Annotated in this window: 21 protein-coding genes and 1 riboswitch; all 21 genes read left to right on the forward strand. The window is 38.7% G+C overall.

Features of this window, described 5'->3' with window-relative positions; all coding sequences use genetic code 11:
• Window positions 1-60 precede the first annotated feature (60 nt).
• The gene (locus ACE198_RS20205; protein WP_098576260.1) at window positions 61-1068 is read left to right on the forward strand and encodes an ABC transporter permease; all 1008 of its coding nucleotides are present in this window, start codon (window positions 61-63) and stop codon (window positions 1066-1068) included.
• A gap of 16 nt (window positions 1069-1084) precedes the next feature.
• Window positions 1085-1984 (forward strand): nickel transporter permease, encoded by a 900-nt coding sequence (gene nikC, locus ACE198_RS20210; RefSeq protein ID WP_251459105.1) that lies wholly within the window; start codon window positions 1085-1087, stop codon window positions 1982-1984.
• Window positions 1985-2130: 146 nt separating this feature from the next.
• The gene (locus ACE198_RS20215; protein ID WP_251459103.1) at window positions 2131-2649 is read left to right on the forward strand and encodes a shikimate kinase; all 519 of its coding nucleotides are present in this window, start codon (window positions 2131-2133) and stop codon (window positions 2647-2649) included.
• A 33-nt stretch (window positions 2650-2682) separates the two neighbouring features.
• Window positions 2683-3447: a type I 3-dehydroquinate dehydratase gene (gene aroD / locus ACE198_RS20220; RefSeq protein WP_251459101.1), complete on the forward strand. Its 765-nt coding sequence runs from the start codon at window positions 2683-2685 to the stop codon at window positions 3445-3447.
• A gap of 130 nt (window positions 3448-3577) precedes the next feature.
• Window positions 3578-4012, forward strand: coding sequence for a DUF4395 domain-containing protein (locus ACE198_RS20225; protein ID WP_251459099.1), 435 nt, complete (start codon window positions 3578-3580; stop codon window positions 4010-4012).
• A gap of 236 nt (window positions 4013-4248) precedes the next feature.
• Complete coding sequence (gene argC, locus ACE198_RS20230; RefSeq protein WP_251459097.1) at window positions 4249-5286, forward strand: N-acetyl-gamma-glutamyl-phosphate reductase; 1038 nt, start codon at window positions 4249-4251, stop codon at window positions 5284-5286.
• Window positions 5287-5343: 57 nt separating this feature from the next.
• A complete protein-coding gene (gene argJ / locus ACE198_RS20235) occupies window positions 5344-6573 on the forward strand; it encodes a bifunctional ornithine acetyltransferase/N-acetylglutamate synthase (protein WP_251459095.1) in 1230 nt (409 codons plus the stop codon).
• Window positions 6574-6588: 15 nt separating this feature from the next.
• Complete coding sequence (gene argB / locus ACE198_RS20240; RefSeq protein WP_251459093.1) at window positions 6589-7386, forward strand: acetylglutamate kinase; 798 nt, start codon at window positions 6589-6591, stop codon at window positions 7384-7386.
• The gene (locus ACE198_RS20245) at window positions 7386-8585 is read left to right on the forward strand and encodes an acetylornithine transaminase (RefSeq protein WP_375376832.1); all 1200 of its coding nucleotides are present in this window, start codon (window positions 7386-7388) and stop codon (window positions 8583-8585) included. The genes argB and ACE198_RS20245 overlap by 1 nt, the downstream gene beginning before the upstream one ends.
• Window positions 8586-8590: 5 nt before the next feature.
• The gene (locus ACE198_RS20250; RefSeq protein WP_375376841.1) at window positions 8591-9667 is read left to right on the forward strand and encodes a carbamoyl phosphate synthase small subunit; all 1077 of its coding nucleotides are present in this window, start codon (window positions 8591-8593) and stop codon (window positions 9665-9667) included.
• Window positions 9654-12881 carry a carbamoyl-phosphate synthase (glutamine-hydrolyzing) large subunit gene (gene carB, locus ACE198_RS20255; RefSeq protein ID WP_375376833.1) on the forward strand — a complete coding sequence of 1076 codons (3228 nt, stop codon included), beginning with the start codon at window positions 9654-9656 and terminating at the stop codon, window positions 12879-12881. The genes ACE198_RS20250 and carB overlap by 14 nt, the downstream gene beginning before the upstream one ends.
• The gene (gene argF / locus ACE198_RS20260; protein ID WP_251459067.1) at window positions 12874-13851 is read left to right on the forward strand and encodes an ornithine carbamoyltransferase; all 978 of its coding nucleotides are present in this window, start codon (window positions 12874-12876) and stop codon (window positions 13849-13851) included. The genes carB and argF overlap by 8 nt, the downstream gene beginning before the upstream one ends.
• Before the next feature lie 84 nt (window positions 13852-13935).
• Window positions 13936-15147, forward strand: a complete 1212-nt coding sequence (locus ACE198_RS20265) for an argininosuccinate synthase (RefSeq protein WP_098576249.1) — start codon at window positions 13936-13938, stop codon at window positions 15145-15147.
• 60 nt (window positions 15148-15207) lie between these two features.
• Window positions 15208-16584: an argininosuccinate lyase gene (gene argH, locus ACE198_RS20270; protein WP_251459063.1), complete on the forward strand. Its 1377-nt coding sequence runs from the start codon at window positions 15208-15210 to the stop codon at window positions 16582-16584.
• Between the two features lie 119 nt (window positions 16585-16703).
• Window positions 16704-17564, forward strand: coding sequence for a carbon-nitrogen hydrolase family protein (locus tag ACE198_RS20275; protein WP_375376834.1), 861 nt, complete (start codon window positions 16704-16706; stop codon window positions 17562-17564).
• A gap of 20 nt (window positions 17565-17584) precedes the next feature.
• Window positions 17585-18247, forward strand: a complete 663-nt coding sequence (locus ACE198_RS20280) for a GNAT family N-acetyltransferase (RefSeq protein WP_251459059.1) — start codon at window positions 17585-17587, stop codon at window positions 18245-18247.
• A gap of 15 nt (window positions 18248-18262) precedes the next feature.
• On the forward strand, window positions 18263-18934 hold the full coding sequence (locus tag ACE198_RS20285; protein ID WP_375376835.1) for a GNAT family N-acetyltransferase: 672 nt from the start codon (window positions 18263-18265) through the stop codon (window positions 18932-18934).
• Window positions 18935-18982: 48 nt separating this feature from the next.
• Window positions 18983-19114 (forward strand): hypothetical protein, encoded by a 132-nt coding sequence (locus ACE198_RS20290; protein WP_375376836.1) that lies wholly within the window; start codon window positions 18983-18985, stop codon window positions 19112-19114.
• Between the two features lie 107 nt (window positions 19115-19221).
• Window positions 19222-19330, forward strand: a riboswitch (SAM riboswitch).
• A gap of 78 nt (window positions 19331-19408) precedes the next feature.
• A complete protein-coding gene (locus tag ACE198_RS20295) occupies window positions 19409-20647 on the forward strand; it encodes a homoserine dehydrogenase (protein WP_251459055.1) in 1239 nt (412 codons plus the stop codon).
• 227 nt (window positions 20648-20874) lie between these two features.
• Entirely contained in the window at window positions 20875-22722 is a 1848-nt protein-coding gene (locus ACE198_RS20300) for a glycosyltransferase (RefSeq protein ID WP_251459053.1), read from the forward strand.
• 30 nt (window positions 22723-22752) lie between these two features.
• Window positions 22753-23451, forward strand: coding sequence for a glycosyltransferase family 2 protein (locus tag ACE198_RS20305; RefSeq protein WP_251459051.1), 699 nt, complete (start codon window positions 22753-22755; stop codon window positions 23449-23451).
• Window positions 23452-23475 lie beyond the last annotated feature (24 nt).

Genomic DNA, 23475 nt, shown 5'->3' on the forward strand with positions numbered 1-23475 from the left:
AAAAGGGTTGAGTGGCAGCGTCTAGCCAGGCGCTTATGCTATACAGTGAGGTGAAATAAATTGTTAACATATACAGTTCGCCGGGTGTTTTCATTAATACCTGTATTAATAGGGATGACGCTTGTTGTATTTGCTATTATCCATGCTATTCCAGGAAATCCCGCTCAGGTAATTCTTGGTCAAAGAGCAACGGCAGAATCAATTGCCACGTTAACGAAGGAATTAGGGCTAGACAGGCCTTGGTACATACAATACGTAGATTATATTAATGCCCTTCTTCATGGGGATTTAGGTGAGTCACTACGGACAAGGGGGCCAATCAACGAAGAAATATGGCCTTACTTAGCAGCAACAGCAGAGCTAACTGTTGTAGCTATGTTGATTGCCATCGTTGTTGGGGTCAATGCAGGGATCGTCAGTGCCTGGTTCTCAAAATCATGGTTTGATTATGTTGCTATGGTGCTTGCACTGATAGGAGTGTCACTGCCGATTTTTTGGCTTGGTTTAATGGAACAATGGGTATTTTCCATTGAATTAGGATGGCTGCCAACGACGGGAAGAGAGAATGTAAGAGACCCTGTTTCAGCCATTACTAATTTCTATTTAATAGATACTTTAATACAAGGAAGAACCGATCAATTTATCACGGTCCTAAAGCATTTGGTCTTGCCAAGCATTGCACTTGCCACCATTCCAATGGCGATTATCGCAAGAATGACACGGGCGACCATGCTTGAGGTGATGAAGTCGGATTATGTCCGTACAGCGAGAGCAAAAGGACTGAGCATGTTTTGGGTCGTATATAAGCACTCCTTAAAAAATGCTGTCATCCCTGTTCTTACGATTATTGGGCTGCAAACGGGCCTTTTACTTGGAGGAGCAATTCTAACGGAAACCATCTTCGGTTGGCCAGGAATTGGAAGATATCTATATGATGCTATCGGCTACCGTGATTATCCGGTTATTCAGTCAGGGATATTAATTATTGCGGCAATTTTTGTTCTTATTAATTTAATCGTGGATTTATTGTATGTATTTGTTGACCCACGAATTAAATATACGAAATAGAGGAGGGGAATGAAGAGTGGCGGAACTTGCAAAAAAACCGGCAAATATAACGACGGTAATTGTTGAAGAAAAGCTGACACCTCCCTGGAAGGAAGCATGGATTTCATTTTATAAAAACCGATTAGCCTTAATAGGGTTAGGGATTGTTGTCTTTTTTATCATTATTGCAATAATTGCCCCGATTATTGCTCCATATAGCTATAAAGCTCAAGTCTTAACTGATCGAATGCTCCCTCCTTCTAGTGATCACTGGTTTGGGACCGACGACTTTGGACGTGATATTTTTTCTCGGATTGTTTATGGTGCTAGGATATCTTTGTGGGTGGGCTTTTTCTCCGTCTTAGGGTCTGTTGTGGCAGGGACATCCCTTGGAATTGTTGCTGGTTACTACGGCCGCTGGGTAGATGCAATTATCTCCCGCATTTTTGATATTATGCTAGCCTTTCCAAGTATTCTTTTGGCGATTGCGGTTGTTTCAATTTTGGGACCATCCTTACAAAATGCACTGATCGCAATTGCGGTTATTAATATCCCAAACTTTGGACGACTCGTTCGCTCTAAAGTATTAAGTGTTAAACAGGAAGAATATATTATGGCGGCCCGTGCAGTAGGAATGAAGGATACACGAATTCTACTTCGTCATATTTTACCAAATAGTATATCACCAGTAATCGTCCAAGCTACTTTGGCGATTGCCACCGCTATTATAGAGGCAGCAGCCCTTGGTTTCCTTGGAATGGGGGCACAGGCTCCGACGCCTGAATGGGGAAAAATGCTTGCTGATTCCAAAAACTATATCACGCAGGCACCTTGGACATTATTCTTCCCAGGGGTAGCCATTATGCTGACAGTCCTTGGCTTTAACCTAATGGGTGATGGACTAAGGGATATCCTAGACCCGAAAATGAAACAATAGATATAGAGACTCCTGTGCGGGTCTCTTTCTTTTGGTGTCAGGCACCGATAAATTAATCCTAAAAAATTGTCTAAAATCTCAAAATAGCATTATAATTATGCTTAATAATTTGTTTTAAGCAACGGGAGGTCTGGAGTAATTTGGAGATGAGTGACAAGAGTATTGTGTTTATTGGGTTTATGGGTGTTGGGAAAACTACGATTGGCAAGAAGGTTGCTACAAAACTCAATCGTGAATTTATTGATATTGATGAACAAATCGAAAAAGAGTATAACATGCCGGTATCCCAGATTTTTACTGAATTTGGTGAGACTGAATTTAGAGATAGAGAAAAAAGCTTAATTGTGAGTCTAGCGGAACAAAAGCAAAAAGTTATTTCTGTTGGTGGAGGGGCCTTTCTCCAAACAGAGATAAGAGAAACTTGCTTAGCTTCTTGTATTGTGATTTTTCTCGAACTATCATTGGAAGCCTGGAAAGATAGAATTGAGCTGATTATCGACAGCCGCCCTGTTTTACAAGGAAAGTCAATGAAAGAAATGGAAGAGCTTTATTATAAAAGACAAGATATTTATAAGAACCATCATTTAAGGATTTCCACCAATTACAAAACTTCGGAAGAAATTGCCGACTTAATTGTAAATGAATTAATTTCTTATGTGGACTAAACTAGTTCAAAAGATCAATAAGGAGCGGAGAAAATGCCTAAAACTGTTACTGTAAGAGACCTCACAATTGGGGAGGGAATCCCAAAAATCTGTGTGCCCTTGGTGGCAGAGACCGCTGCACAATTAAAGGAAGAAGCAAATTTTCTTAAAGATATCGACTTAGATCTAGTCGAGTGGCGTGTCGACTTTTTTGAGTATGTAGAAGATACCGAGAAAGTGAAAGAGGCACTGATTGATATTCGCTCAATCCTTCCTAATACACCACTCCTCTTTACTTTTCGAAGTCATAAGGAAGGCGGCAATAAGGAAATTTCGACTTCTTTCTACTTTGAATTAAACAAGATTATTGTAGAAACTGGCCTGGTTGATATCATAGATGTTGAATTATTCAATGATGAAAAGACAGTAAAAGACTTAATTGGTAAGGCTCATGCCAAAAATGTCCTGGTGATTATTTCAAACCACGATTTTCATAAAACGCCATCAAAAGAAGAAATTATCTCTCGGTTAAGGAAAGCGCAAGAATTAGGTGGTGATTTACCGAAAATTGCTGTGATGCCCAATTGTACGGCTGATGTGCTCACTCTCCTAGATGCAACCAATACAATGAAGGAGCAATATGCGAATCGTCCGTTTATAACGATGTCTATGGCAGGTAAGGGAGTCATTAGTCGATTGGCCGGCGAAGTATTTGGGTCAGCTCTAACTTTTGGAGCAGTGAAAAAAGCATCTGCCCCTGGACAAGTAGGAGTTAAGGAATTAAGAAGCGTATTAAATCTTCTGCATGAAAGTCTATAAATCTAAAAAAAACACTCTGTTGAGTGTTTTTTTAGATTTGAGAGAAAAAATTACTTTACAATTGAATTCATTCAGGTTAGTATGACTCTAAGTATATAAAGCCAATAGGAAAAGTGGGGATTAAAAGGTCATGACAGAAAATACTCGTTCTATACCTCGTCCACTTGTAAGAACAAACCAGTGGGTTATTGTCATAAGTGTTGTGTTAACTTGGTTGTCAGGTAGTAAGTGGTTATTATTGATACCATTAATTTCGGGTTTACTTGGGTTGCTAGTTGGATTTAATCCGGTAATGTATGTTGCTAAATTATTCTTAAGAAAAGACTCGAAGTCCTATATCCCAGAAGATTGGGAGCAGCAGCAATTTAATCAGAAGTTGGCCGTATCGTGCCTTGGAATAGGCTTTATCAGTTTCTTACTTGGTTGGACTGCCCTAGGTTACGTGGTCACTATTCTTGTTACTGTTGCGGCGTTTGTAGCCATTTTAGGTTTTTGTGTTGGATGTTTCATCCACTTCCAATGGAACCAATATAAACATCGACGGAAAATGTCTCAATTAAAATAAATGCTAATTTTTAATGCAGTTTTAGTAGGACAGTGAACTTAACCGTTCACTGTCTTTTTAATATACATAAGAATGCATAAAAAATGTATAATTTTACTCCCATTAATGAAAGCGTTTACAAAAATAAAGAGGGTAATTTTCAATTAAAACAGAAAATTAAGCTATTTTTTCATTGAATATTTATATGTAAATATGTATAATAATTCATTATAAAAGCAACTTAGGAGTTGGATAAATTGAAGGCTGCAATTATCGGTGGTACTGGTTATGGAGCAATTGAATTAGTGAGGTTAATCAATAAACATCCTTTTTTGGAGATTGGTTCAATTGTTTCCAACTCACAATCAGGGTCTAGCTTTAGTGAAATTTATCCTCACCTATCTGAAGTTAATGATCAACCACTTGAAAAATTTGATGTTGATAGATTGTCTGAAAAGAACGAAATTGTATTTTTGGCTACACCTTCGGGAGTCAGCAGCAGGTATGTTCCACAGCTTTTAGAGACTGGAATTAAATGTATTGATTTATCTGGAGATTTCCGGCTCAGGTCGGGTGATATATATGAATCATGGTATAAGCATTCACCAGCAGAAGATAAATATTTGCAACAAGCAACCTACGGATTAAGTGAAATTTATGCAGAAAAAATAAAGACTGCTAACTTAATAGCTAATCCTGGCTGTTATCCAACTGCCACAACTCTAGGCCTTATACCAGCATTACAAACAAATTTAATAGATGAAAAATCAATCATCGTTGATGCAAAATCGGGAGTATCCGGAGCAGGAAGAGGACTTTCCTTACCAGCTCATTACTCCGAAATCAATGAAAACTTAAAAGCGTATAAACTAGGTGCACATCAACATATTCCTGAAATAGAGCAAGTACTTTCAGATGAAAGTGGAAATCCACTAACGATTTCATTCACTACACATCTTGTACCAATGACCAGGGGAATTATGTGCACGATGTATGTGAATCTTAAAGAAAAAATTTCAACGAAAAAAGTTATAGATTTATATAAACATTTTTATCAAGAGTCCCATTTTATAAGAGTGCGGCCTGAAGGGAATATCCCTTCGACAAAAGAAGTATCCGGTTCAAATTATTGCGATATTGGTCTTCATGTTGACGAAAGAACGAACCGACTTACAATCATATCAGTTATCGATAATTTGGTTAAAGGGGCCGCCGGGCAGGCCATCCAGAATGTGAATTTGATGAATGGCTGGGATGAGCGAACGGGGCTCACTGACATTCCGATGTATCCATAAGAAAATACTACCTTGTTAAATTGGAGAACGAAGGGAATTTTGAAGGGGGAAATTAAATTGACACAAGCAACATCTACAAACGAAATCGTTGTTATAGAAGAAGGTAGTGTAACCTTACCAAAGGGATACAAAGCGGGCGGAATGCACTGTGGAATTAAAAGAAAACGACTTGATTTAGGATACATCGTGTCAGAGGTTCCTGCCACAGCTGCAGGAGTATATACAACCAACATCTTTCAAGCCGCTCCATTATTAGTCACCCAAGAAAGTATCGCGAAGGAAAACAAGGTTCAAGCCATTATCGTGAACTCTGGAAATGCCAATGCATGTACGGGGGAACAAGGATTAATGGATGCATTCGCGATGCAAAAAAGTTTTGCAAACGAGTTGGGATTACAAGACCATCTCGTAGCTGTTACTTCAACAGGTGTTATCGGAGAACTTTTACCGATGGAAAAAGTGTTAACAGGAATAAAACAACTCTTAAATCCAGAGAATCAAGATGAAAATCACTTTAAAAATGCGATCTTAACAACAGACACATGTGTCAAACATATCGGAGTTCAATTTAAAATTGATGGAAAAACTGTTTCCATTGGGGGAGCATCTAAAGGTTCTGGAATGATCCATCCAAACATGGCCACCATGCTTGGATTTGTTACAACAGATGCAAACATTGCACAAGAAGATCTGCTTGCAGCACTTCGAGATGTAACGAATCAAACATTCAATATGATTACCGTTGATGGTGATACAAGTACAAATGACATGGTTCTCGTTATGGCGAATGGATTAGCTGAGAATTCTCAACTAACAAAAGATCACCCAGAATGGCAAATTTTCAAACAAGGATTAAAAATTGTTTGTGAGTCACTTGCTAAAAAAATTGCAAGAGATGGTGAAGGTGCTACAAAACTAGTAGAAGTTCAAGTGAATGGCGCATACAGTCAAAACGCAGCAAGTGCAGTCGGCAAAGCAATTATATCTTCAAACCTTGTTAAAACTGCTATTTATGGAACAGATCCAAACTGGGGGAGAATAGTTACTGCTATTGGCTACAGTGGTGTAGCGGTTGAACCTAACAAAGTAAAAGTGGCGATTGGACCTTTCACAGTATTTGAAAATGGTTTGCCAAGCCACTTTGTTGAAGAAGAAGTAAAAGAATACTTAGAATCCGAAATTGTTAAATTGAGTGTTGAATTAAACCAAGGTGAATATAGCGCTACAGCTTATGGATGCGACTTAACTTATGATTATGTGAAGATCAACGCATCCTACCGCACATAAGAGGGGGACGAAAGAATGAAATATATAGTCATTAAGTGCGGCGGAAGTGTGTTAGATAATCTCCCAAGGTCCTTTTATGAAGATATTGTCGCACTTCATAAAGGAGGCGAATGGACGCCCATCATCGTCCATGGCGGGGGTCCACTAATTACATCATTATTAAAAAATCTAAACGTTGACACCACTTTTGTGAATGGTCTAAGAGTAACCAATCACGAAGTATTAGATATTGTTGAAATGGTATTGAGCGGCTCTGTCAACAAACAAGTTGTCCGTAACCTTATCGAAGTTGGGGGCCAGGCGATTGGCATTAGTGGTGTAGATGGTTCACTATTACAAGCTGAACCAACTGAAAATGCAGATACATTAGGATTCGTTGGTGAAGTAATTGGTGTGAACCATAAAGTAATCAAAGGAATCATTGCCCAAGGTAATGTTCCAGTCATTTCTCCGGTCGGCATCGATGCTGGCGGGCAGCGATATAACATTAATGGCGATATTGCTGCTTCAGCGATTGCCAAAGCATTGGGTGCAAATCTTTGCTTCATTAGTGATATACCTGGAATCTTGGTTGAAAAAAATGGTGCCAAGACAAAACTTGATAAAGTTTCAAAGGCAACCATCGAGGAACTGATCGATAATAAGACCATTTATGGTGGAATGATACCTAAAGTAAAAGCCGCCATTGATGGCCTTGTCCACAAAATTCCTGAAGTTAGTATTATCAATGGATCGGAAAAAAGCAGCTTAATAGATTATACGAACGGTAAAATGACCGGCACAAAAATTGTCTTAGAAGAGGGGATCGCGTAATGTCTATCAATAATTCCACCTCCCTGACCTCGCCAGTGATGGCAACATACAGCCGCTTCCCTGTCACTCTAGTTAAAGGGAAAGGGAGCTATGTATGGGATGAACAGGGAGCACAATATCTAGATTTCACTTCCGGTATAGCAACCTGTAACCTAGGGCATGTCCCAGATGTTGTAAAAGCTGCACTTGAGGAGCAATTGCAAAACTTGTGGCATTGTTCAAACCTCTATAATATTCCAAATCAGGAGAAGCTGGCAGCGCTTCTTACGGGTAAAAGCTGCGGTGACCAAGTTTTCTTTTGTAATAGTGGAGCCGAAGCTAATGAGGCAGCGATTAAATTAGCTAGAAGATATGCCCACAAAGTGAAGGGAAAAGAAGCACCTGAAATTGTCACCTTTCAGCAATCCTTTCATGGAAGAACCCTAGCAACCTTATCGGCTACAGGACAAGAAAAAATTCAGCAGGGATTTTTTCCATTAGTATCGGGGTTTAGTTATCTGCCATTTAATGATGAAGAAGCGTTGGAGCTGCTCTATACGATTGAGCCTGCAGCTGTTCTCCTAGAACTTGTTCAAGGTGAAGGTGGAGTCATCCCGGCAAACCAAGAATGGGTCAAAAAATTAGCGAAGATTTGTAAGGAAAGAGAAATACTCCTAATGGTTGATGAAATTCAAACAGGGATTGGAAGAACTGGTACCCTCTTTGCTTATGAACAATACGGAATTGAACCCGACATCATTAGTATTGCCAAAGGTCTTGGCTCAGGTTTTCCGATTGGAGCGATTATCGCTAATGAGGAAGCAGCCAAAGGTTTCGACCCAGGCAGTCATGGCAGTACTTTCGGAGGGAACCCATTAGCCACAGCTGCTGGAGTCGCAACGGTTACACATATACATGACACGAACCTATTAATTCAAGCAAACGAAATGGCAACATACTTAGATAAACAACTGCATGTCTTGAAGGAACAGTATTCATTGATAAAAGACATCCGAGGACTCGGTCTGTTAAAAGGAATTGTTGTTGAATCGAATGCTCTAGAAATTGTTCAAAAAGCACTCGAAAACAACCTTCTGATTCTTACAGCCGGTCCAAATGTGGTAAGGATTTTACCACCGTTAACTGTTACATCGGAAGAAATAAATGAATTTATTAAAGCATTGGAAAAAACTTTCCAAAGTATTGAGAAAGGCGTGTGAGTAATTTGCAGAATGGATACCTTACTTTGGAAACGGGCGAAGTCTTTGAAGGAATATTAATTGGTGCCGAAAAAGACTCTCTCGGAGAAGTGGTTTTTAATACTAGCATGACTGGGTATCAAGAGATTATCACCGATCCATCATACGCTGGACAAATCATTACATTCTGTTATCCAATCATCGGAAATTATGGAATAAATGCAATGGACAATGAAAGTGTCACACCAGCTTTGTCTGGGGTTATCATTGGTGATTTATGTGAAACACCAAGCCATTATCAATCCATCAATAAATTTTCTGAAACTCTTAAAGAAGCAGGAGTTCCTGGGATTGCGGGAGTTGATACTCGACTTTTAGTAAAAACCATTCGCAGCCGCGGGACGGTTAAAGGTTATTTAAGCAAAACAAAGAATAATGAAAATTTAGAATCAGATACTAACTCATTTTGGGTTGAGAAGGTATCAACCAAAAAAATTCAATTTTTCAAAAACAGCGGTCCGCATGTGGTGCTAATGGATTTTGGATACAAAAAGTCAATTCTTAACGCCCTGCTGGATGAAAACTGTGCGGTTACCATTGTTCCATACAATACACCTTATGAAAAAATCCAAGCCTTAAATCCAGATGGTGTCCTATTGAGTAACGGCCCTGGGGACCCGATGGAATTGAAAAAGTGGTTTCCTGAAATAAAAAAGGTAAGCCAAAATTATCCTACACTCGGAATTTGTCTAGGGCATCAATTAATAGCCCTTGCATATGGGGCTAAAACAACTAAATTAGCCTATGGACATCGCGGCGGCAATCATCCAGTAAAGGAATTAATGACTGGAAAAGTGAAAATCACTGCTCAAAACCATGGATATGTTGTAGTTGATGAAAGTATTGACAGCAAAGTATTTGATATCAGCTACAGAAACGTTAATGATCGTACGATTGAAGGTTTGAAGCATAAGAATTTTCCAATTCAAACTGTACAATTTCACCCAGAAGCCCATCCGGGGCCAAGTGATACAGAGTATATCTTAAAAGATTTCGTAAGTCAGATAGCATCAATGGGAGAGACAGTATATGCCATTAAATAAATCCTTAAAAAAAGTATTAGTGATTGGATCAGGCCCCATTGTCATTGGGCAGGCCGCAGAATTTGATTATGCAGGCACACAAGCATGTATTGCCTTGAAAGAAGAAGGAATAGAAGTTGTTTTAATTAATAATAACCCGGCAACCATCATGACGGATGAAGCAGTTGCCGATAAGGTATATATTGAACCGCTTAATGTGGAGACCATTGAAAAAATCATCAAGAAAGAAAAACCAGACGGAATTATTGGCACCTTAGGCGGCCAGACTGGCTTGAATCTAACCGTTGAACTTTACGAACAAAACATTTTAAGTAAATACAATGTGGAATTATTAGGAACATCTGTCGAGTCCATCAAAAATGGCGAGGATAGAGAGAAATTCCGTAGTTTGATGCTTGAAATTGGAGAGCCCATTCCTGAATCAGCTATTATTCACAGCTTCGAGGAAGGGGTATCTTTCGTTAAAGAAATTGGATATCCAGTCATTATTCGTCCCGCATATACACTTGGAGGCGATGGCGGCGGCTTTGCTTACAATGAAGAAGAATTTGAAACTGTTCTAAAAAAAGGCTTAGCAGCTAGTCCTATTCATCAAGTATTAGTAGAAAGAAGTATTAAAGGCTGGAAAGAAGTTGAATATGAGGTCATGAGAGATGCCAATGATACGTGCATCATTGTTTGCAATATGGAAAATATGGACCCAGTTGGCGTTCATACAGGTGACTCGATTGTCGTCGCTCCATCGCAAACATTAACAGATGTCCAGTATCAAATGCTTCGTGATTCTTCAATAAAAGTAATTAAAGAATTAAAGATTATCGGCGGCTGTAACATCCAGTTTGCACTGCATCCAGCATCGAATCAGTATTACATTATCGAAGTAAATCCACGGGTGAGCCGTTCATCAGCACTTGCATCTAAAGCAACTGGTTATCCAATTGCCCGGATGGCAGCGAAATGTGCGATTGGGTATCATTTGGATGAGATTGTGAACCCAATAACAGGTAATACGTTTGCCTCATTTGAGCCAGCGATTGATTATATTGTGGTGAAACTACCTCGCTTCCCTTTTGACAAATTTCCTGAAGCAGATCGAACTTTAGGAACGCAAATGAAGGCGACTGGGGAAGTAATGGCGATTGATCGGACCTTTGAAGGAGCCTTAAACAAGGCAATTCGCTCGATGGAAATGAATGTTTATGGGCTTTGTCTTGAGGGAAATAAAACAATGGATGAAAAGAACTTAATTGGACTTCTTGAACAAGCAAATGACCAGAGACTTTTCATCATTGCAGAATCCTTTAGAAGAGGAATTTCTTTTGAAAAAGTTCAACAAATCACCGAGATTGATTCATGGTTTTTACACAAAATTAGCTCAATCGTTACGTTAGAAGTGGAATTGGCGTCCTATAACTGGAGTGATGTGCCTGTTTCCTTGCTTAAACAGGCAAAACGAAATAATATCGCCGATAAGCTAATATCTCAAATATATGCCATTCCAGAGAAACAAGTAAGAAGCAAATGGAAAGAACTGAACTGGAAACCAGGCTATAAGATGGTTGATACTTGTTCAGCAGAATTTGATGCCGTCACTCCTTACTATTATTCTACCTGGCATGGATTTGACGAGGTTGAGGTAACAAGCAAGAAAAAGATTCTTGTTATTGGTTCAGGTCCGATTCGAATCGGGCAAGGAATTGAATTTGATTACTGCTCGGTACATGCAGCAAAAGCAATTAAGAAAAAAGGATACGAGGCAGTGGTTATTAATAATAACCCTGAGACAGTTAGTACCGATTATTCTGTTGCGGACCGCCTTTATTTTGAACCACTCGCCGCTGAGGATGTGCTTCATGTCATCGATAAAGAAAAGGTCGATGGTGTATTGATCCAGTTTGGGGGGCAAACAGCAATTAACATAGCCCATGCATTAAAAGAAGAGGGAGTAAATATCTTAGGCACGACCGTGGAAAATGTCGATCGTTTAGAAGATAGGAAAGAATTCTATCAGCTGTTGGAGGATTTAAATATTCCACATATTGAAGGGCAGACCGTAACACACCCCGAAGAACTGAAAAGAGCAGCGGCTGCGTTAGAATATCCAGTTTTAGTAAGACCATCCTATGTCATAGGCGGCCAATCGATGTTTACGATATTTTCAGAAGCGGAATTGAACCAATATATAGCGCAGCTTGAGAAAAATTCGCAAGCCTCCATGTGGCCTTTATTAGTAGATAAATATATACCTGGACTAGAATGTGAGATCGATGCCATCTGTGATGGGAAAAATATCGTCGTACCAGGGATTTTTGAACATATAGAAAAAGCTGGTGTTCATTCTGGCGACAGTATCTCAGTGTTCCCGCCAGTGTCACTTTCAGAAAAAGTGAAAGAAACATTAATTGATTACGCTGGGAAAATAGCTAACTCAGCACCGGTAATTGGAATCATGAACATTCAATTTGTCATCTATCAAGAACAGGTGTATGTACTTGAAGTCAATCCTCGTTCATCCAGAACGGTCCCAATTATGAGCAAGGTGACAGGAATACCGATGATTGAATGGGCAACACGTGTTCAATTAGGAGAAACCCTTACCGATTTATGTTCAACAAAGGGACTAATGGACGAACCTGATTATTTTTCGGTTAAATCACCGGTGTTTTCATCTAGTAAACTTAAAGGTGTAGACCATGTACTCGGGCCTGAGATGAAATCTACAGGTGAGGCACTTGGTATGGGAGTAACCTATCAAGAGGCTCTTGAAAAATCTATTCCATCCCTAGGTGGTCAATCTGAGGAAAATTATCTTTTTTGTTCTATTGCCGATCGGGATAAGCAATCGTCACTTCCAATCATGCAACAACTTGTAAAAAAACAATACAAGATTGCTGCAACGGAAGGAACAGCTGCCTATTTTCAAGACAATGGAATTCCTGTTGAAAAAGTAATTAAGGGCGATGATGAGGTCCTCGATCTTTTCCGAAACCAGTCCATGAAGGCTGTTATTAACATACCGAATCAAGGTCGAAATAAAATTAAATTTGGATTCCAGATTCGCGAGCATGCTGTTCGCTACAAGGTACCTGTATTTACACACTTAGATACAATTGAGGCGATTATCGATCTTGAAAAAGGTCCACGATCCGATTTTGGGGTACGATCTGTGAATGAATATTATAAGTTAGAAGAGAGAGGTGCTATTCATGGGTGAGGCGATTAATTTATTTGAAACTAGTAAAAAAACTGTTCAGAAGCTGAAAGGAAAAGACTTCCTACAGCTTTCTGATTTCAGTACAGATCAAATCCTTTATCTATTAAATGAAGCGGTAGAGATGAAGAAACTCCAAAAACAAGGCAAACCACATCCGTATTTAGCCGGTAAGGTTTTAGGAATGATTTTTGAAAAATCCTCAACCCGTACAAGAGTATCATTTGAAGTAGGAATGTTGCAGCTCGGAGGACATGCGATATTCCTTAGTTCAAAGGATATCCAATTAGGAAGAGGAGAAAGCATATCAGATACGGCTAAAGTGTTATCCCGTTATGTGGATGGATTAATGATTCGAACATTTTCACATGATTCAGTGGAGGAATTAGCTGAACATGCAACAGTACCGGTCATTAATGGCTTAACCGATCTTCAACACCCAACTCAAGTGTTGGCAGATCTATTAACAATACTAGAACATAAAGGGAAATTAGCTGGCTTAAAGCTATGTTATATCGGGGACGGTAATAACAATATGGCCCACTCGTTAATGGAGGGTGCCATGAAAGTCGGCATGGATATTAGCATTGCTAGTCCACCAGGCTATTTGCCTAATGGTAAAATAACCGAGGACGCCATCAAAGTGGGGAAACAAACGGGATGTTCACTGAACATTACAAATGATCCCCAAGAAGCGATTAAAGGCGCTGATGTGGTAGTCACAGATGTGTGGACCAGCATGGGTCAGGAAGAAGAAACAGAAAAGAGATTGAAGGCATTCAAAGGATTCCAAGTAAATAATGAACTGTGCAAGTTTGCAAAAGATGATTTTATCTTTTTACATTGTTTGCCTGCACACCGTGGTGAAGAAGTAACAGCAGAGGTTATTGATGGTCCGCATTCAGTTGTTTTTGATGAAGCAGAGAACCGCCTGCATGCTCAAAAAGCAATTTTAAAACTTTTACTAGAATAATAGTTTCTTTTTCTATGAAACTTGTTGTATAATAATTCTATCAGTTGGATAAAAATACAGACTTAGTAAGAGGAGAATTATAAAATGACAAAAGAAAAAATCGTTCTAGCCTATTCAGGCGGTTTAGATACATCCGTATCAGTAAAGTGGATTCAAGAAAAATATGGTTACGATGTGATTGCATTAGGTCTGGATGTTGGAGAAGGAAAAGACCTAGAAGCAATTAAAAATAAAGCACTTAATGTTGGTGCAGTAAAAGCCTACATGATCGATGCGAAAGAATTATTAGCGAAGGAATATATTTTACCAGCCTTAAAAGCTAATTGCTTATATGAAGGAAAGTATCCATTATCATCTGCTCTTTCTCGTCCATTAATCTCTAAATTATTAGTGGAGATAGCAGAAAAAGAGGGAGCAACTGCTGTAGCCCATGGCTGCACAGGGAAAGGAAATGACCAGGTTCGTTTTGAAGTTTCTATTCAAGCTTTAAACCCAAGCCTAAAGGTCGTTGCACCAGTTCGTGAATGGGGAATGACTCGTGACGAAGAAATCAAATATGCAGAGGAAAACGGTATTCCAATTCCCGTTGATTTAGATAATCCATTCTCAATTGATGCCAATATTTGGGGCCGTGCATGTGAGGCAGGCGTGTTGGAAGATCCATGGGCTGAGGCACCAGAAGCAGCTTTCGATTGGACGAATCCAGTTGAATTAACTCCTGATACAGCAGAATATGTTGAAATCGAATTTGAACAGGGGGTACCGGTTGCTCTTAACGGTGAAAAACTTCCGCTTGTACAATTAATTGAAACGCTAAATGCGCTTGGCGGCAAACATGGTGTTGGCCGTATCGACCATATTGAAAATAGATTAGTAGGGATCAAATCTCGTGAAGTCTATGAAAACCCTGCTGCACTCATTTTAATCAATGCTCATAAAGAATTAGAGTTTTTAACATTAACTCGTGAGGTATCTCAATTTAAGGCCCAAGTGGAACAGCAAATGGCTAAAATCATTTATGAAGGACTTTGGTATTCTCCTATTAAGCCAGCCCTTGATGCATTTATAAATGAAACGCAAAAGACAGTGACAGGTACCATTCGCGTCAAGCTTCATAAAGGGAATCATACAGTTGTTGGCAGAAAGTCTCCATTCAGCTTATACAATGAGGAACTTGCAACATATTCTAAAGGCGATGCGTTTGATCATAATGCAGCCGTAGGATTCATTAAGATTTGGGGCTTACCGACGAAAGTCTATTCAGAAGTGAATAAAAAGGAATCTATTTTAAAATAATTCGGATTGCCCTCGAGTCCTTTTCGAGGGCTCTGTTATTAGGGTAGGGAGGAACATTACATGTCGAAGTTATGGGGCGGCCGTTTTACAAAAGAAACCAATAAGCTAGTAGAGGAATTTACAGCCTCAATATCTTTTGATCAAAAGCTAGCTAAGGAGGATATCGCAGGAAGTCTCGCTCATGTGCAAATGCTGGGAGAGTGCGGTATCATTCCCGTAGAGGATGCCGAGAAAATTAAGGATGGTCTTCTCTCGATAAAAAACCTGGTAGATAATCATGAGGTTGAGTTTTTAGTAGAAGACGAAGATATCCATATGAATATTGAAAAACTATTAATTGAAAAAATTGGTCCGGTCGGTGGGAAGCTTCATACAGGGCGCAGCCGTAATGATCAGGTGGCTACCGACATGCATCTGTACTTAAGAACAAAAACGACGGAACTTATTAAGTTAGTTGAAGATGTTCAACAGGCATTAATTAAGCAAGCGAAAGAGAATGTCCAAACCTTAATACCTGGATATACACACCTGCAGAGAGCTCAGCCTGTCTCCTTCGCTCATCATTTAATGGCGTATTTTTGGATGTTTGAACGTGATAAAGAGCGATTGATTGATAGTTTGAAGCGCATCAATTGGCTCCCGCTTGGTTCAGGGGCATTGGCAGGAACAACCTTTCCGATAAACCGTGAACGTGTCGCTGAGTTATTGGGGTTTGAAACGGTTTATCCAAACAGTATGGATGCTGTTAGTGATCGTGATTTTATTCTTGAATTTTTATCCATCGGTTCGATTATTATGACTCATATTTCCAGATTATCAGAAGAACTTGTCATTTGGTCAAGTCAGGAGTTTCAGTTTGTTGAACTGGACGATTCGTTCTGCACAGGATCAAGTATTATGCCGCAAAAGAAAAATCCAGATGTACCTGAGCTTCTCCGCGGTAAAACAGGCCGTACCTATGGCAATTTAATCGGCTTGCTGACCGTTCTTAAAGGCTTACCTCTAGCTTATAACAAGGATTTACAAGAGGATAAGGAAGGTATGTTTGATACCGTTGAAACGCTGGAAGGTTCATTAATGTTATTAGCACCGATGATTGAAACCATGACCGTTAATAAAGATATCATGCGTAAGGCGATCAACAATGATTTTTCTAATGCTACAGATATTGCTGATTATTTGGTAAGAAAAGGTCTGCCTTTCCGTGATGCTCATGAAGTAATTGGAAAAATTGTTTTATATGCGATTCAGAATAATAAATTTTTGCTCGATTTGAGCTTTGAAGAATATCAAGGCTTCAGTTCTTTATTTGAGGAAGATATTTATGTGGTATTGGCTCCAGAGCATGTGGTTAGTGTAAGAAATAGCTTTGGTGGAACATCACCAGAGCAAGTCGAGAAACAAATCAAGCTTGCAGAGGGAAAACTGCAGCGATAAAGATGAAATTCTAGAAGCCTGCCATTTGGCAGGCTTTTAGTTTGAAAAAATTGTAATAATAACGAAAATATTAGATAATCTCCTTATGAGAAATTTTTACAATTGAGTGGAGGAAAATAATGAAAATTCGTGTATCTGTCGTGCAATACCAGTTACATACGATTCAATCCTTTGAAGAGTTTGCGTCACAATGTGAACACTACATAAAAACTGCAGAAGAATTTGGGGCAGAGTTTGTCCTTTTTCCAGAGTTCTTTACTACCCAGCTATTATCGATTGGGAATGGACAAGGGCAAAGTCTAAGCATCAACGATCTCCCGAGATTTACTGAACAATATAGAGAACTATTTTCTAATTTTGCAAAAAATACAAACATGCATATTATTGCTGGAACGCATGTGATTGAAAAGGATGGCAAGCTGTATAATACCGCTCATTTATTTTATCCAGATGGCAGGATTGGCGAGCAGGCCAAACTTCATATTACACCGACCGAAGTCAATGAATGGAATATGGCACCAGGGGATTCCTTTCAGATTTTTGAAACAGAAAAAGGGAAAATCGCCCTGCTTACTTGTTATGATATTGAATTCCCAGAGATCGTGCGGATGGCAAAGGCTAAGGGTGCTGATGTCATTTTCTGTCCATCGTGTACAGATGATCGTCATGGGTTTCATCGTGTTCGCTATACCAGTCATGCACGGGCAATTGAGAATCAAGTATATGTGGTTTTAACAGGAACAGTGGGTTCACTGCCGACGGTTGACTTTATGCGTGCTAATTTTGGTCAAGCTGTCATTATTACTCCAAATGATATTCCATTTCCTCCTAAGGGCATATTGGTTGAAGGTGAAATTAATAATGACATGATTGTAACGGGTGATCTGGATTTAAATTTGTTATATGAAGTAAGAGAACGAGGATCTGTTACAACCTGGCGTGATCGCAGAACTGATTTATACACAGACTGGGAAAAGTAAACAGAAGGGGTGGGTTTAGTATGTATCGAAGTGAATTTTACGTTTTTGACCAAGAGCGGCCTGTTCCGGTTATCATTCGCAATTATACCAAACAGGATTTTGCCGATCTTATCAAGATTCAATCCGAGTGCTTCCCACCTCCTTTTCCATCAGAATTATGGTGGAATAAAGAGCAACTAACCAATCATGTGGACCTGTTTCCAGAAGGTGCATTATGTATTGAGGTTGATGGTGAATTAGCCGGTTCGTTAACCGCCTTAATTATCGATTTTGATCCCAGCGATAAAAACCATACGTGGGAAGAAATCACTGACCATGGATACATCCGAAACCATAATCCAAGGGGGAATACCTTGTACATCGTTGATATCAGTGTCCGACCCAGGTACCGTAAACTAGGGCTAGGAAAATTGATGATGCATGCTATGTACCATGTTGTTATTGAGAGAGGTTTAGAGCGCTTACTAGGCGGGGGTAGAATGCCAGGTTTTTATAGAGTAGCTGATAACATGACACCGGAGCAATATTTAGCATCAATTATAACGGGAGAATTAAAGGATCCTGTCATTACATTTTTGCTGCGCTGCGGCCGTGTCCCGGTAGGAATTATTGAAAACTATCTAGAGGATGAGGAATCCTGTAACAATGCTGTATTAATGGAATGGAAAAATCCTTTTAAATAATTGGGGGGGATATTTATGGATTATATTAGAATCACAAGTATAGATGATCCGAATTTTAGAAAACTGCATAACTTAATGGGAGAAATTTTCCCGCCAGAAGAAGTCCTGGCATATGAGCTATGGAAAGAGCCATTAGAAGATCCGAGTATTCGGGTATTCGTGGCAGTCGATGGCGATAAAGTCTTAGGTGCAACTGAATACCGTTATTATCCTGATTGGAATATTGCCATGACAGATTTTACGATTATAGGTAAACCTGGCCTAAGCCTTGGTCGATTTTTAGCTCAAAACCGGTTAAAGGATTTACAACAATTAGCAAATAAAAATGGAAAAGAGCTTTACGGAATGTTTGCAGAAATATACGATCCTTACAGAGTTGAACATCACGAATTTGGCGGCGTAAAGGTTATGGACCCTTATGTGCGACGTGAAGTGCTTTCCCATTTGGGTTACAAGCGGTTAGATTTCTCATATGTTCATCCATCCTGGGAAAATAATGGGGAAGCCGTAACTGGGCTAGATTTATGTTTCATGCCATTAGACGATGAGCTTAAATCTCTCCCAACTAATCTTGTAAAGGATTTCCTAACAACCTATTACTCCATACTTTCAAACAAACCGAAGGAATGGTTAGAAATGATAGACCATCTGGGAGACAAGGGAGAAGTACCCCTGTTACCTTTGTAGAAGGCTGTGTTAAGGGTAATGTTGATTTTTTCACTCTGTTGATTGGAGTTGGAAGGCACGAAGACTCCTGCGGGAGTACGGGGCAGGGGAGACCCCGCAGGAGCAAAGCGACGAGGAGGCTCCCCGTCACGCCCGCGGAAAGCGCAGTGCCTGGAACGGAAATCAACAGACAAGTTTTAAACGCAGCCTTGTAAAAAAAAGAAATTTCAAATAATATTGACATCTACAAAGGATTCAACTAGAATTCTCTTTATAACTTGGAAATTTAATCAAACAATTACATAAAACTCTTATCCAGAGCGGCGGAGGGACTAGGCCCGATGAAGCCCGGCAACCATCAAGGTAAATCTTGAAAAGGTGCTAATTCCTGCAGGTTATTTGCCTGACAGATAAGAGGAGGAAACTAACCCTCTTCTTATGAAGAGGGTTTTTTTCTATTTAGCCATGTCTATTATAAATGAAGGGTGGATCAATATGTCTGTGATAAAAGTAGCGATTCTAGGTTTCGGAACAGTCGGGGAAGGTGTTTATAGAACGATTCAATCCCATGCAGAAGAACTTGAGGGAGTATTAGGAAAAAGGGTCGAAGTCGCAGCTGTACTAATTAGAAATAAGCATAAAAAGAGAAATATTAATGAAGATGTATTAGTCACTGCAGATTTCAATGAAATTTTAAGTCTACCTCAACTTGATGTTATTGTCGAAGCAATCGTCAATAAAGAACCCACTTTTACATTTTTAAAACAAGCGATTCAAAAAGGATGTCACATAATTACAGCTAATAAAGAAATGTTTGCACACCACGGGAATGACCTGCTCGAGTTAGCAAAGCATCATAATGTTTCAGTAGGTTACGAAGCGACAGTTGCGGGTGGTATACCTGTTATTCAAACCTTAAGGCAGCTATTAAACGTAAACCGTGTTCATCACGTGCAAGGCATACTAAATGGAACATCGAATTTCATCTTAACGGAAATGCGTGAGAAGAAGCAGTCCTTTGCTGACGCTCTAAGTTTAGCACAAGCAAAGGGGTTTGCTGAAGCAGACCCAACCAATGATGTCGAAGGCTTTGATGCTTTTTATAAAACAATGATTCTAAGCAGAATTGCATTTGGTGAGGAACCAAATTGGGAGGATGTAGAACGAGAAGGGATTACTTCAATTACAAGTGAATTAATCGAGGCAGCTGAAAGACTTGGACTTAGGTTTAAACTTATTGCAAGTATAAGTAAGAAAGGTGATCAAATTAAGGCCGCTGTTAGACCAGTCCTTGTTGGAAAGTCTCATCCTTTTTATTCTATTGAAGGGGTAGAAAATGCCGTTAATGTTTACACGGATCTTGTTGGTAGTATTACATTACAAGGACCAGGTGCCGGCATGTTTCCAACAGCAAGTGCAGCAATCGAAGATTTAGTTTATGTCTGTCAAAATAAGCGGATAAATAAGTATTTCACAAAGACGCCAGCATTTCATTTAGGAGATAAAAAAGAGCATGCAGACGAATTATGGATAATTCAAGGTCTCACAAAGGATTTTAAAAACCCATTGATCACATGGATTACTCAAACTAATGAGGAGACAGCAATTATCCGGACAAATACGGAGTTAATTAAACAGTTAATGAGTGAACAGAACATAAAATGTTGCTTTCAAATTTTAGGGGAGTATGAAATAGAAAGCAATGATAAAGAAGTATCATTAGCCGCCATATAGTTTGAATGAAATCATAAGCAATTATTCCGTAAAAAGAGCGCATAAGCTCTTTTTTTTGTGAATTTCTATGCTCCTAATTGGAGGGAATCGACAAATAGCAAAAAAATATATACAAAGCAACCTATAAATGGGGATAAGTCTAGTCAAAATCATATGGTATACATATTGTGTAAAAGCAAAACCCAAATGGACTAGTTACTTATAAAAGTAAATTGAAGAGGTGCGTCATGTTATGGAATAGCCTAAATGGTCGTTTATTAACGAATCTGAAAAATACATTTACCTATGAGTTTTGGGTATTACCCGAAAATGTTCATCATATCGATAAGCAATCTCGGGAAAAGTCAGTGGATGGTACAGGAACGAATTATGTGATTGGGCCAGGACAAGGGATGACCGATAATGATGCGGGAGTTAGTGTTTCAATTGGACTAAATGGAATAACGATTTATGAACATACGAATGAGAATATATATGCGGTGTTAGTCCATGAAGCCAGTATTAATGATCTAATTCACATTGCGGTTGTCTATGATGAAAGAGAGCCGCAGCTATTTATTAATGGGAAGTTTGTAAAAAAAGGTGATAGAAGCCCTAAAGACTTTGTCTACCCATCTGGGATGATTGGCGGACTGCCAGGTCTGTTCTTTAATGGTGATATTAACGAAATCAGACTGTGGGATCATTGCAGGACAGAACAAAATCTTAATAATTTTATGAATAAAAAGCTTACAGGAAACGAAAAAGGGCTATATGGTGTTTGGCCAATTCCAACTGTAAATAAACAAGAACCACAGAAAGTAAATCCAAAAACCAAAAAGTCCTCAAATAACAAGGACACAAGCACCAAAGAGAAACTTACTAAAGAAATCCCAGTAAATAATAGCCAAGATATTGAAGTAAGTATAATTATTCCTTCCCTAAATAAATATCCACTAAATCTCCTGACTCTTTTCTCACTAGAATATCAAACGTTCAATCCTTCAAAAATGGAAGTTATTTTTATAGATGATGCTTCAACTGACCAAACGGAAGAAAAGCTAAAAGGCTATAAGCCTCCCTATCATTTCAAATATGTACGAAATGAAAAGAATCTAGGAAGAGCAAGCGTACGAAATTTGGGCATTCGTACAGCAAGAGGGAGCACTCTTATTTTTCTTGATGCAGAAATGATAACAGAACCTGATTTTGTTGAAAAACATCATAAGTTCCATCAATCAAAAAATAAGCATATTTTGTCAGGGGTAATGCATTCAAAAATCATCTATTCATGCATCTTTCCTGAATTTGCTCCAGAGAAAATTAGCACGATTGCAACTTTAACAAAAAAAGATAATTTGCTTAATTCTAGGTTTAATAAATATAAAGATTCAATTAAACAACCGTACCCGTTGTTGGAAAAAAGTGATATTGCAAGAAAAGCCTTCAAGGATATTGGGGTTGTAACATACCCATGGTTCCAAACGATAACCGACAATTTTGCTGCTGACTTAGAAGGGTTTTCCTTTCCATGGATGGCATTTCTTACAGGGAATGTTTCCATTCAAAAAGAGTTTATTACTCAGGCAGGATTGTTCGATGAAGACTTTGTCCTGTACGGTTACGAAGATTGGGAACTAGGATATCGTTTATATAAAATGGGGGCCACATATATTGTTGGAAATGATTTGATTACCTATCATCAAGAACACCCTGTAGGCAAAAGCAAATGGAAAGAGGCAATTAACAACCTTGGACTGTTTATTTCAAAGCATCATGATATCGATGTACTTGTACTCGGATTAGAGATTTCAGGTCTTGCTGATTTATTAACAATGAGTAAGCTATTAAAAGAATATAAATTACTCATTCAATCTTATCCAGGGAAATTTCAAAAATTCCAAGAAAAATTCATGCACATACTTGAAACAATTGTCCTTTTACTTCAAATCGATATCCGTCACATAAATATCTTAGGAGCTGCAGGCTTTGGCTCTGACGACATAAATGGGCTGAAAAAAGAAATTAATTCTATTAAAACCCTTAAAAAGTTTACTAATTTAACCACCGTTTTAGATAAGGTCATGAACTCATAAAATAATTCTCAGCGTTAAAGGAGTGAGAGTGTGGTTTCCATTATTACTTGTACAATAAGAGATGAGAATATCGATAATGTTTTTAAAAATTATAAACAGCAATCCTGGAAGAATAAAGAGTTGATCATTATCCTAAATAAGGATTCTATGAATATGGATAGATGGATTACTGAGGCTAGGAAATATCGCAATGTCCAGATTTATCAACTACACGAAAAGGCAACTTTAGGTGACTGCTTAAATTTTGGGATTATGAAATCAAATTATGATATTATTGCAAAATTTGATGACGATGACTATTATGGGCCTGATTACATTAAAAGTTCGATGGCTGCTTTTAAAAATAAAGATATTTCTATTATCGGAAAAAACTCCGTATTTATCTATTTTAAAAATAAAAAAGCGCTGATCCATGTAACAGGTAATGAGAATTCAATCACAGACACTGTTGCTGGAGCGACCTTAATGTTTAGAAAAGATGTCTGTCAACAAGTTCCATTTGAAAAAGTAAATCGAGCTGAGGATTTCTTTTTCATTGAACAATGTAAGGAGAAGGGATTTAAGGTCTTTTCAACTGACCGATTTCATTTTGCGGTTATCAGAAATGACGCTGATAAACATACGTGGAAGATATCCGATAATGAACTAATGGAATGGGGAGAAATAATCGCCTTTACAGATGATTTCCAAACATTAGTGTCAAATGAGGATTTGAAAAACTCGATATAAAGCTTTTTCCCCTTATATATCGAA

It is taken from the genome of Neobacillus sp. KR4-4, assembly GCF_042136325.1.
In the GTDB taxonomy this organism is placed as follows: domain Bacteria; phylum Bacillota; class Bacilli; order Bacillales; family Cytobacillaceae; genus Neobacillus.